Annotated in this window: 12 protein-coding genes; all 12 read right to left on the bottom strand. The window is 56.2% G+C overall.

Annotation, left to right across the window (positions count from 1 at the left end):
• Positions 1-261: DUF4411 family protein (locus tag VMU57_RS20470; protein ID WP_325386824.1), on the bottom strand; the 261-nt coding region annotated here is incomplete at its 3' end.
• Entirely contained in the window at positions 261-1,406 is a 1,146-nt protein-coding gene (locus VMU57_RS20465; RefSeq protein ID WP_325386822.1) for an ImmA/IrrE family metallo-endopeptidase, read from the bottom strand. The genes VMU57_RS20465 and VMU57_RS20470, both read right to left, overlap by 1 nt.
• Positions 1,403-1,558 (bottom strand): hypothetical protein, encoded by a 156-nt coding sequence (locus VMU57_RS20460; protein WP_325386820.1) that lies wholly within the window; start codon positions 1,556-1,558, stop codon positions 1,403-1,405. The genes VMU57_RS20465 and VMU57_RS20460 overlap by 4 nt, the downstream gene beginning before the upstream one ends.
• Before the next feature lie 41 nt (positions 1,559-1,599).
• A complete protein-coding gene (locus VMU57_RS20455; protein WP_325386818.1) occupies positions 1,600-1,908 on the bottom strand; it encodes a helix-turn-helix transcriptional regulator in 309 nt (102 codons plus the stop codon).
• A gap of 7 nt (positions 1,909-1,915) precedes the next feature.
• Entirely contained in the window at positions 1,916-2,299 is a 384-nt protein-coding gene (locus VMU57_RS20450; RefSeq protein ID WP_325386816.1) for a type II toxin-antitoxin system RelE/ParE family toxin, read from the bottom strand.
• Positions 2,300-2,305: 6 nt separating this feature from the next.
• The gene (locus VMU57_RS20445) at positions 2,306-3,688 is read right to left on the bottom strand and encodes a restriction endonuclease subunit S (RefSeq protein WP_325386814.1); all 1,383 of its coding nucleotides are present in this window, start codon (positions 3,686-3,688) and stop codon (positions 2,306-2,308) included.
• The gene (locus tag VMU57_RS20440; RefSeq protein WP_325386812.1) at positions 3,678-4,619 is read right to left on the bottom strand and encodes a DUF5655 domain-containing protein; all 942 of its coding nucleotides are present in this window, start codon (positions 4,617-4,619) and stop codon (positions 3,678-3,680) included. The genes VMU57_RS20445 and VMU57_RS20440 overlap by 11 nt, the downstream gene beginning before the upstream one ends.
• Positions 4,616-6,742: a class I SAM-dependent DNA methyltransferase gene (locus tag VMU57_RS20435; RefSeq protein ID WP_325386810.1), complete on the bottom strand. Its 2,127-nt coding sequence runs from the start codon at positions 6,740-6,742 to the stop codon at positions 4,616-4,618. The genes VMU57_RS20440 and VMU57_RS20435 overlap by 4 nt, the downstream gene beginning before the upstream one ends.
• Positions 6,743-6,868: 126 nt before the next feature.
• Positions 6,869-7,270, bottom strand: a complete 402-nt coding sequence (locus VMU57_RS20430; RefSeq protein WP_325386808.1) for a hypothetical protein — start codon at positions 7,268-7,270, stop codon at positions 6,869-6,871.
• Positions 7,263-9,239 carry a hypothetical protein gene (locus tag VMU57_RS20425; RefSeq protein WP_325386806.1) on the bottom strand — a complete coding sequence of 659 codons (1,977 nt, stop codon included), beginning with the start codon at positions 9,237-9,239 and terminating at the stop codon, positions 7,263-7,265. Before VMU57_RS20425 ends, VMU57_RS20430 begins: the two co-directional genes overlap by 8 nt.
• Before the next feature lie 49 nt (positions 9,240-9,288).
• Positions 9,289-10,857, bottom strand: a complete 1,569-nt coding sequence (locus VMU57_RS20420; protein WP_325386804.1) for a site-specific integrase — start codon at positions 10,855-10,857, stop codon at positions 9,289-9,291.
• Positions 10,850-12,019 (bottom strand): site-specific integrase (locus tag VMU57_RS20415; protein ID WP_325386802.1); only part of this gene is annotated, 1,170 nt, incomplete at its 5' end. The genes VMU57_RS20420 and VMU57_RS20415, both read right to left, overlap by 8 nt.

The raw sequence follows: 12,019 nt of genomic DNA, 5'->3' as shown, positions 1-12,019 counted from the left end.
GTTCGCCCAGTTGCTGACGGTGGCGAGGGCGGGGAACACCGTGGCGTCCGGCTTGAGATAGAAGCCTTCGCCCCGCGCCTTCGCCCAGAGTGACAACTCGTCGGCCACAGCCTGAACTTCGTCGCCCACCTTCTCGATGCTGAAAACCTGTCTAGCCCTGTTCTGCTCGATTAGCCACTCCCAAAAAGCCGGGCAAAAGTCGAGGCCATAGTGCAGGTTCTTGGCGCGAATGAACACGTCCGCATCAAGGAGATAGGCCATCAGAAGCCTACTCCAAGGCTGTGTCCTACCTCATGGAAGGTCGCCATCTTCTTGAAGCCGAGTAACCGAAACGCCTCCGTGAAGGATGTTTGACCCTCGAGTGTGCTGGTCACCAGCGCTCGCGCGAACGTTTTGCTCGCACGGGCTCCCAGCGTAAGGTAGAAATCGCCGCCGCTACCCCGTGGAATAGCGCGTAGATGAGCAAGCTCCGTCTCGTAGGCATCCCATAGTTGCTGGTGCGTGAGGCCCCCCGCGTCGTGCATTCGACGCAGTATCACGAGAGTGCTCACCTTGAAGCGTCGCGCAAGACGAGCGGCCTCAGCCCACAATTCGGCGCATTGGTCGTATTCGCTGCGCAGCACCGCGAGCGGTACAAGCATTTCGGCCGCGACTTGATTGCACCAACGTTCAGCATCATTATCAGGTACTTGAACGGCCTGAGCATCCGAGACGGCAGACTGCCCGAGCCATACGTGTGCGAGCTCGTGCGCCAGCGTGAACATCTGTGCCGCCTTGGTGTCCGCACCATTGATGAATACCAGCGGAGCGAGGGTATCCGATAGGGCGAAACCACGGAACTCCTGTGGGTCGAGGCGGCGGCGGTTATTACTACCCACAACCCCGCTCACCATGACCAAGACACCGAGGGCATCCGCCTGCTCGATGAAGCGGCGCAGCGCCTCGGTCCAGGTCGGCAGTTGCCGCCGTTCTTCGAGGTCAATGCCGAGCATATGTCGCATTGCTGCAGATGTTCTGATGACGTTGTCCGTGATTCGCGCGGAGCCCACCGGCGCGAGCGGCATCTGTCCCATCGTACGTGCAAAGTTGCGATACCACTCCTGACGCTGCTGGCACAAGTAAAGGGTATCGAGCAGGTCCGGGCTTGGACGGCCGATATATGTATTGCCAATGGTGCGGAAATCTGGGATCGGTATGTGCTCGACCAGCGGCGCGTCAAGAAAGAGGAAGCCAACCGGCGTGAAGGTGGCTCGTGCGAAGTCCTCAAGCTGCTTGAACGTCGGATGCGCCGCACCCTGCTCCCAGGCCGCAAGCTTCGGAAAACGCCTGGCCAGCGTGTTAGGGCTGAACCCTGCGCGTTCGCGCGCCCAGCGCAGTAGTTCGGGCCTGACTTCGACGCGGTTCATACTTTCATTCTAACAACAGCTGGCGTGGTCTGGGCAGCAGCGCTCGGGTGCACGGTACCTCGCACGTCGATCTTGCCGGTCACAACGGCGGTAATTAGCGCCGCGCGGTATTTCTGCAGGTTCTCAATCGAGGTTTCGGTTTTGGCGGCCATGAGATTATCGCTCTGCTATCCCGCTATCGGCTATCGGCACCTCACGCCCCCGACACCGAGACGAGGCCGGAATGATGTCCTTTCGCCTTCGGGCGTATGACGATCTCCACATCGCGGTCGAGCAACGTCAGGAACCGCAGCAGCCGCTCAGAGGAAAAACGGCTCAGTTTGTAGTTCGCCAGCTCCGAAACGTGCGGCTGCGGAATCCCGAAAATCTCCGCCGCCTGCGCCTGCGTCAGACGACGCGCCTTGAGCAGCTCGTTGAGCCGCATCGCCAGTTGCACACGCAGCTTTCTCTCGCCGGCATCCGCGAAGCCGAGATCAACGAACACGTCGCCGCTGCCGGCCACGACCTTCTCATGTCTTTTTCGCATATCGCACCTCGTAATCCGCCCGCGCCGCCTTGAGGCGTTCGTGGATCAATTCGACATCGCTGCGGGCCGTCCGCACACCCGAGGGAGATTTTTTCTGAAAGCAATGCAGGACATACACGGCCTTCTCATAGCGCACCGTGTAGGCCACCCGATAGGTGTCGCCCCGGTGGTCCTCCACCAGCTCGAAAACGCCTGGCCCCTCGCCCCCTTTCCAGGGTTTGGTGGACGGAGGCTTCCCACCCTGCTGTACCACGCCGAGCGCATAACCGAAATCGTCCACCACCGTCTCCGGAAACGCCAGCAAATCTTTCTTCGCCGCGCCCACCCAGTGCAGCGGCTTCTCGCGCGGTGAGCGGGCCTGGGCCATCTAAGATTATACCCTATTCGGTATAGTCGGGCGAGCGGCCCTGGTTCGTACATCTATCTTACCGGTCATGGCGGCGGTAATGATGGCGGTGCGGTACTCCTGCAGGCGATCGATGGTGGCTTCGACCTTGGCCGCCATCTGATCGATCTTTGCGGTTTCGTGGTCGAGGAAGTCAGCGATTACGCGCTGTTCTCCGAGCGGCGGTGCCGGAATCCTTACTTGCCGAAGATCGTCCTGGCTTAGGTTTGGTTGGCCGCCTCCCGCTGAGAGGGCAATCAATGTTGGTCGCCGCATTTGGAACCAGTAGTAGACAAACTGAGTGTCTAGGTACAGTGGATCGGCAAACGCAGCGCACGCTTGATTGACAGTGGCAGGGATTCCGAGAATGCCCAATCGGCCGATGGTCGCGCCATACATCGCGAATAGAAGCGTTGCCTTCGGGTAGAGACGGAGTGTCGGGTAGTCGCGGATCGCGGCTGCGGTGACCTTCGTTGCGGTATCCATGATAACGCTTTCTCGCAACTCTGAAGTCGTCACCCAGGGAATGTCTCCATCGTAGTAGTCGGCATCGTCGCTCTTGGGCGTCGTTCCGCTTCCGATTCTGCGGAAACCATGTGTTGCCTTCCAAGTGTTCCAATGTTCCGGCACATCGCCGAGCCAGTCGATTCCGGAAGGTTTGAGCTTGGGGTACGGGTTAAGGCCCGCGGCGCGGGCAGCGTCGGGCGGCAGGCCCTTAGTGACCGTGCGCGAGATGAGCGCGGTGCGTTTCTCCTTCAGTCGCTCGACCAGTGTCCGTTTCTTCGTCACCAGCGCGTCAATCTTTGCTGTCTCGCGGTCGAGGAAATGGGCGATCATGCATTGTTCATCCGGCGGCGGTAGCGGGACCCGAACATTCTTGCAGAACTCTGGCGGTACGCGCTTCTGTCCACCAGCTCCATACATTTCACCTTCACCTGTGCTGCGGAATGGCCACGAGAGCGTGAAATAGAACAAGATCCTACGATCGAGAGCCGTAGTAGCCCTAAGAACATGCAATTCTGTTGTTCCAAACGCGGCGCCATTCACCAGACCGACGGCAAGAGCTCCTTTCCCGTTCTCGAAACAAGGAGTGATCTTCGCTACCACAACGTCGCCATCGTCAAACTCGGTATACCCCGAATCAACTTCGGAGATGGCACGTACCTGTTCCAAGTCAAGACCACCATACTCACCGACAGCGTCCATCGGTATAAATGAGACTTCAGCTTCGGGTTCAAGCGTCCAAAGCCTGTTCGAACGTGGATTCACATCCATGCAGAAGCGTCCGCGCTTTACCTCCCAATGTACAGGCACGTCACCTAGCCAGCCGACACCACTGGGCCTGTACCTCGGATACGGCTTAGCCTGCACTTGGGCCTCCTTCGTAGGCCTGCCGGATGAGAAGTTTCGCACATTCGAAGTTCGCGTCGTTGCTTATCGTCACTTCGATATCACCAGTGGCCCGGTGGCCTATGTTTCTTACGTCACGTGTGAAATCTTTAACAAGCTCGATCTTCGAGGGATCGAGGCGCAGATATAGAACAAGTTTGTCCTTATGTATTACTACAGAAACGAAGTTCCGCAACCGCTTATAGGCGACATAAAGCTTTAGGTCCTTGCGCTGGACGTCGTCGCCCAATGACATTACGAAGCCCTCAACCGATTCAAACAATTCACGGACGGATAGGGACATTTCCGCCAACGATTCGACGATAGTCTTGTCTGTACCGCGATCCTTGTCAGCTCGCGTCAATTTACCGGCATTCCTGGAGACCTTCTGATCTGTACCAACTTTGGCCGTGGTCGCATTGACGAGCTCAAAAAGCAATAAGTCAGTTCCAAAACGTCGGTAACGAATCAGCTCAATGCTGCGGTTCATCTGTTGCACCGCATGGGCGTCATATTTTGTGAAATCCGCCGCGACACATATGAGACGTGGCTCGGACCAGTCGATTCGCTCAGCCGCTTCCTTGTCATAGTGGTTCATGACAAGCAGCTTGAAGTCACCTTGGTGGTCCATAAGCCAATCAAGGTAAAACAGTCCTTGGTTGATCACATTCTCACCAAGAGAGCGTTTGTACTCCAGGATCACAGGGCAGTCGTTCTCGTCAATTCCGAGCGTGTCGATGCGCCCCGCGTGTGTCTTGCCAGTGGAGTGCTCTGTGGTAAGAAACCGGATACCGAGCAGAGGCTCGAGGTTCTGTTCGATAAGGGTCTGCAGCGGCTTCTCCAAGTCGGAAGCCGAGCCCGCCACCTCAGTAGCCTTGCCTGCAACGAGCCGAAAGAGCTTAATCTCGCTCACGCTGTCACCTCCTTAAGCAACGCCATAATTTCGCCTTCGAGAGTCTTTATGTCAGTCTCGATGACCTCCAACGGTCGCGGCGGTTCGTAAACATAGAAGTAGCGGTTGAGCGGTATTTCGTAACCAACCTTGGTCTTGCTTTCGTCTATCCAGGCATCGGGCACATGGGGTAATACCTCACGCTTGAAGTACTCCGTGATGCTCTCCTTGAGCGGCACGCTCTCGGTATCGCGCAGTTCCGAGTCCGGCTCAGGTTTGCCATTCCTGTCGCGGCATATCTCGGCCGTTTCATCGCGCTCGCCAAGGGCATTCAGTACGGCTTTAAGTTCTGTGGCAGAAAGACGAAGGGAATACACAGATGTCGCATATTGGCGCAAATCAGAAAGGAATGTTTCACGATCTTTGTATAGCTTCTTTTGTGTCGTATTGCCGAAGACCACAAGAAAGTCCAGTAGCGCCTTCTGCCGCTCCCTGCCGGCTCCGATTTCTGCGAGCCGGGCTTTCTCGTTCTTCTTTTTGCTGGTGGCGAGCGTCATGAAACCTTTCTCGGTTTCCAGTCGGGCGATGCGTTCCGGCGTGACCTGAAAATTGAGCCGCAACGGACGCTGGACGGTGATCTTGTGGAAGCCAAAATCGGCGTTATCGAATACCTTGCTGACGATGCGCTCACGTTCGACCGGCTGATGGGTGACTGGATCTTCCTCGGTGAAGATTTGCGTCTCCCCGTCGGTGAAGTTGCCGAAGATCTTCGTGATTTCGGCAATCTGGTCTGGCTCGCTTGCTCGATCGATGGGATCGCCGATCTTGTTGCGTTTGTTGCCGAGGCTCTTCGGCATCTTCACGAAGAACCGGCGGGCATCCACAAGCTGGACTTTGCCTTTGCGCCTTGGCTCCTTGCGATTAGTGAGTATCCATAGATAGGTGGAGATACCGGTGTTGTAGAAGAGCTGATCGGGTAGAGCGATCACCGCCTCCAGCCAGTCGTTCTCGATGATCCACTGGCGGATATTGCTTTCGCCACTGCTGGCATCGCCGGTGAATAATGGCGAGCCGTTGAATACGATGCAAATGCGGCTGCCTCCATCCTTAGGCGCACGCATCTTGGAAAGCATATGCTGCAGGAAAAGCAGCGAGCCGTCGTCGATGCGCGGCAACCCTGCACCGAAACGACCGTTGTAGCCAAGTAACTCGGCTTCGTGCTCAATGTACGTTTGCTGTTGCTTCCACTCCACGCCGAAAGGCGGATTCGCCAGCATGTAGTCAAACGCGTATTTGTTGCCTTTCTCGTCGCGGTCAAAGCCATCTTTTGTAAACGTGTCGTCACGCCGGATGTTGTCGGCGTCCTCACCCTTGATGAGCATGTCCGATTTACAGACCGCCCAGGCTTCATCGTTCCAGTCCTGACCAAAGAGCTTGGGCTGAGCATCAGCATTAAGGCGCTTTATGTACTGCTCAGATACCGAGAGCATACCGCCAGTACCACAGGCTGGATCGTAGATAGTCTTCACCACATGACTCTTGCGCAGATCCTTTTCCGGCGAGAGCAGCAGGTTAACCATCAGCTTGATCACCTCGCGCGGCGTAAAATGCTCACCCGCTTCCTCGTTCGATTGTTCCGCACCGATCCGGATCAGTTCCTCGAAGACATAGCCCATTTGAACATTGTCCACGCGGGCTGGGGACAGATCGATCACTGTAAATTTTTTGATGACCTCATAGAGCAGGTTCTTCTCCACCATGCGCGTAATCTGCTGATCGAACACGAATCGCTCCATGATTGCGCGGACATTGGGTGAAAAACCATTGATGTAGGCAATGAGGTTGGGCGCGAGCTGATTCGGATCGTCGAGCAGCCTGGGCAAGTCAAACCTAGAGAGGTTGTAGAACGGCCGTCTGGTTATCTTTTGTAGTTTACTGCGAACTATATTTTCACCCTTACTCTTGATCGTTGCGTATTCCTTGAGCACCTGCGCCTTGGTGGGGGCCAATAGACAATCGAAGCGGCGCAGCACCGTCAGTGGCAAGATGACCTTGCGGTATTCGTTGCGCTTGTACGGACCGCGGAGCAGATTGCAAATGCTCCAGATAAAATTGGCAAGTTGGGAATGAGTCTCTGGGCTCACTGGGCAATTCCTTATTTGTCTTGAGCTCTGCGGACAAGAGTTAGGCTGATGCAACCATGACTAAATCTGCTACGACGATTTTTATAGGCCAGCGTCAAGTAAGAGTTCAGCCAGCCGAGCCCGTGGTCATTCCGTATTGCCGCGATCAATCGCGGGAAGCGCCTTGTTGAGATCAATATCGCTTAGCCCTTTCACATGCGCATTGTACTGCCATACAACGAACTGCTCCAGAAACCGACTGTTCTCCCTCTTAAGGCGTTCATTCTCTACTATAAGACGCGCAATACGTTCGCTGGCAACCCGCATGCTCGGGGTCTTTATCTCCGGTTGATTGCTCTTCAGACGAATCTTCGCGGCCTTAAAGGCATCCGTGATCCGGATAAACCGATGAAGCGTCTGGCGCGCTGGAGCGGTGCCGATTACAGGCTGGCAAGCGGCGCTTAATGCCTCCCACGTCAGCTTATCCCGCCAACCATCCAGAATGCCGACCACGCATTCAATATCGCGATCACTGAGGTGCTTAGCCATGTGACTTCTCCAGTAGTCCGCGCAGGCCGTCCAGTAGTGGTTGTTGATCCTCACTCAACCGTCCCGCTTCCGCCTTCGCCTCGACCGCCCGGCGCAGAGGACTGAACTCATGCTCATTCCGCAGCCGCACAATTGCACCGTCCTTGATCGAAGGATCCTCAAGAATGGTAATGAGCGCGGCCAGGCGCTTCTCGGTAAGTGCATGGATATCATACCAACGGTCGGCACCCGCAGAGCCCTCGGCAATCTCCCGCTCAGCCCGTTCCTTGAGTTCCTTGACCTGCGCATAGCGGGCCCGGATGCGGTCCAAGCGACGATCGCCTTTGATGCAAACCTGTTCGCTGCAGTTGAGGCAATTCCGGAAGCGTTGGCACGGCGCCATTACGTAATCGTGTATGCAAAATCCATATTCGGTGACATGCGCGGTTGGGATTGTCAGCGTGTTGAATTCCTGTCGCGTCATGGGGATCTGGGACGCGATCTGCTCGGCGATCTCCTCCAGTGGACGATCTAGCGTCAGAGCCACGTCGTGGTGGCGAAGCATATCAACCAGCTCAAACTCCGACATGTGGTCATACACCCGGTTCTGTTTTATGTCGACGCGGCCGGACCAGCGCGCGATCTCGGACTGGCTCAGACCCCCGCGTTGCGCCATCGTATCGAGAAGATGCCGAAACTGGTGCGTCGTCACCTTCAATGGATTCTGCCTGTCGGCGTTGTATCCATGCCGGTCGAAAATACTCGACGAGAGATATCCCGGATTTATCTCGCGCGTTTGAAGGTCAAAATTTAGCGTATTGGCTTTTGGTTTCCAGACCATGAAAACGCTTGCTGACGTATCCATACGCAGTTGCTTGTCCTGAAGGCAAAAAAGCGCCTCCGAGAACCGCACTCCACGTTGCTTGTCAAACCACGGAAATCCATCGGGAAGGCGTGCATGCACCCAACGGTTCAGGCTCGCGAGCGAGTTCACACGATCACGACCCGACAAACCAAGACGAAGAAGTTCCGTCCGGCAGTACCCCTCGTTCTCATAATGGATTCCGAGTGCTGCTGCGGTTTCCAGGATAGTTAATGGCTGGTCCTCCGGTACCTGTGGACAGCCACCATGGCGATAGAACTTTTCTGGGTTATTCTCCAGCCAAGACGCAATATGCCGACCTTCCTTTGTCAGCTCACGGATGCGACGAATGGCTTCTTGCGCTACGCTCACCATGGCGTCAGGAATCCACTTGATCATCGGCGCTCCACCCTTACCAGGCTGGAACCGCCAACCGCAGGCTCGCGTACCGTCGCGCTTCGTTTCCCACACCTCGCAGTCCTCAGGAAGAGCGAGGACCTCGGAGACACGCGAGGGCGCGCAGAGTAGCAACGCCGTAGTGGACGTTGTGAAAATATCTCGAGATTCCTTCGGGTTCTTTGCGAAGATACCTGCCAAGGCGTCGAGCGCCTCACTCGCGGGAAGCTTCTTTTCCCGTTCCTCCTGTGCCTTCTTCCCGGTCCGCACCGTATCGCTCGGGCGATTGATGGGGCTCTTCCAGTCCAGTCGGGTTGAGATCAGGTTTTTCTCGGACAGAAAGCTGGCGAGACGGGCAAGCTCGCGCCCGACATGGCAGGCCATACCGGCCGAGTACTGTGCGCGTGCGAGGACCGCGGCGCGATCAAGCATGGCCAAGTCAATGTACTGCAGGTCGGTGCCCTCGCGTCGTTCAATCAAGGCGCGCTCCAAACATCTCAGGGCACGGGTCTCGTTTTTTGCTCCGGTTGGCTTGTGCCCCTGTTGATAGCGAAAGTAAGCCTTCGCGAAGTCGAGGAACGGCTGTTTCATGACATTGGCGGGATCCAAATTCCGTGCCTTTTGATCGAGATTCCGGAACGACACACCTGCCGCTGGCCAATAATTAGCACTCCAGTCCAGGTTCGCGCCGAACACGGTCAACTCAGCCCGGCAGACGCGGATGAACTCCACCAGGTTCCCCTCTGTCGCTCGCTGATGGCGCGGCACGAACTGGATGATGTCAGCCAAGGCGTTTGGCTCCCTCAATCTCCGCTCGACGCGCTTCACAGCGCTGGACAACCTCAGTCACCGCAAAGATCGTACGGTTGTTAACCGACGCAATGGCCGGATCATGAGTGATTTCCAGGATGCGATCGCGCTCTGCGATCAACCCCTGCAAGACTTCCTCATGAGCACCATCCAGCCATGGCTGGAAGTGCCTGCAGGTGTAGCAGGCGATAGGGGCCAGGGCACCGCAAAAACCGAAGTGGCCGCACGTACCAGCACCATCTCCATTGTCTGTGCGCACCTTGCTCTTAGGATCCAGACCGCGCACGGCATCAGACTCTCGATCCACCAACACGCCGGCGAACGCCTGGGCGAGTGGGGCTAGTTGTCTCGCAACCGCCTCGTTGATGGCATCAACGTGTTCTGGAACATTCTCGGTATAGACGCGCGCATTCTGATCGTCGGTATGGTCGAGCAGTTCGGCGATAATCAGCGATCCGTAACCCTCACGCGCTGCGCGGGTCGCCAAGGTTCGACGCAATCGTACTGGGCGAACCTTGATCGACTTACCAGTCCGCTCGGACGGCACGGACAATGAGGCAACCACGTTCTTGAGTCTGTCACTCAATTTATGTGTCTTGATATGAAGAGCTTCGGATCTGATCAGAGACAACAGCACCGCAGGCACCTCTTTTGCTGCCTTACGTATCGCATCCCAGTCTGGAAAGACAGCCAGCAGATGCAGCAAATCATTCGGCAAATCGGGCCAGAGAGCGCGGAGCTTTGCTTCGTTCTCCAAGATGAGTCCCCGCAGTGCCAATCCGATCTCAGGTGTCAAGGCGACGGCTTTAAAGTCGGAACGCCAACCGCTGCCACGCTGTTTGCGCCTTGGCACATTGAGAACAAACTCACGCAACCCATCCGACGATGTAGCCCCGACAAGATCCAAACCCTTCAAATCACCCAACTGAACAGGGCGCCTCCCGGTGGCCATGAATAGCGTCACCAGTATGAAGTCAGCCAGGGAGATCTCATTCCGTTCGAATGCATCAAGCAGACGTTGCTGCAACGCCTCATATTCAAGATCGGAGAGCGGCCCCTGGATGGGACACTTGATTTGGACGGCCAGTCCCTTGGTGTTTCCCCTCAACGTCCAGCCATTGAGTAATGATGGAATGCCTACATCAATACCTGGAACACGGAGATCAACCCACGTCTTTAGCAGACCTCCAATCACCGCCAGATACCACTCGTGCTTGCTATCCAGTGTGCTTCGATAGCTGATCAAGTCGACTGAGGAAATTCGCTCCAAAGGCCCCCTTTTTGCACTAACCCATCTCGTGAAAGCTCGGAACCGGTCACAAATATTGTTGGTGTGATCGGCTGAATAAGTAATCGCGTAGTGCACAAGTACTTTGACCAGAGATTCCGCCAACGAGGTCGAAAGCACATCTTGTACCCATTCCAGCGATACAGTCCTGTCGCGAGATAGTTTCCATTTCCTAGACGCCAAATCAAACTGATACCCATCGCGAGATGTGACGATCGACGCGACTGGAATTGAAGACGACAAATTATCCATTGTCACCCTCCTTCTTCCGGTGTCGCAGCTGCTGGAGTTGCAATGACGCCTCGCGGGCCTTGTTCGCAGTATGCCGACGTGTGTAGACGGCTGCCGTTCCCGAACCCTCCTTCCAACCCATCAGGTAGGAGCGCATCTTTTCTTCCTCCGGCACTCGCACGCGATTGGTGTCCATCAGCGCAGAGAATCGATCGCATGCCGTGTGTCGTAACACGTGAGGTGAGAGTCTGGCCAGAAGCTCAGGCTCGCTCTCTCGGATGGTGGCGAATATCTTGTTCAATCCCTTCATCGATAATGGCTGACCTTGAAAAGGTCCGGACTGGTGTGTGACCAACAAGAACGAATGCCGCCTTGCAGCATGCAGCCGGCGGCGCTCGGTTATAACGTAGTGGGATACCTCGGCCGCGAGGGAATTGGTCAGCGGTAATCGGCGATCCATGGTTTTGACCACGGGCTGGTTCGTCCGCGGGTCATTGGCATCCCCATGCCGTCTCGCTACCACGACCTCGTTCTGTTCAAAATTGAAATCGGTTACTTTAAGCGCAAGTAATTCGCCGGCACGGACCCCGAGGTCATAAAGAAGATGCACGATGAGCTGGTTGCGCTGTCGGACTTCCGGCTCGAATGGGTTATGAGGTGAATCCGGACGTATCAAGTCCAGGAGCCGCTGCTGTGCCTCCTCGGAGAGCCCTCTTCTTGCGGCCAGGAGCGACCGCGCCGGCTTATTTGGTCGCCGCCTGCGGATGCTGTACGCCATTGCCTTGATGCGTTCCAGCGTTTCGCCATCTACGTGGCGAGCCTCGCGTTCTACGATCCGGACCGCTAGCCACTCCAGATAATTGGCCGCATAAGTCATCCGGTTGTAGAGCGTTGCACTGGATACGCGATCATCCGCAAGCATCGGCGCAGCACGAGCACTCTCCATACGCCTGGGAAAACGCGCCACCTTTCCGCCGTTCAACTCGTGCTGAATATCACGTGACCCAAAGTACGCTCTGAGTGACTCGATTTCGGACTCAGTCAGAAAGTGCCGGCTGGAGAAGCGCTTTTCCAGATCGATAGCGTAGGAATCGGCCCAGCCAAGAAGGCTTCGCACAGCAGACAGCGCTGCGAGCATCGTATTCGGCGCTTTGCTCGCATTGCGGATTTGTGTCGTAATAAA

The organism is Edaphobacter sp., from assembly GCF_035532915.1.
In the GTDB taxonomy this organism is placed as follows: domain Bacteria; phylum Acidobacteriota; class Terriglobia; order Terriglobales; family Acidobacteriaceae; genus Edaphobacter.
This window is presented reverse-complemented; position numbering and strand designations above follow the sequence as displayed.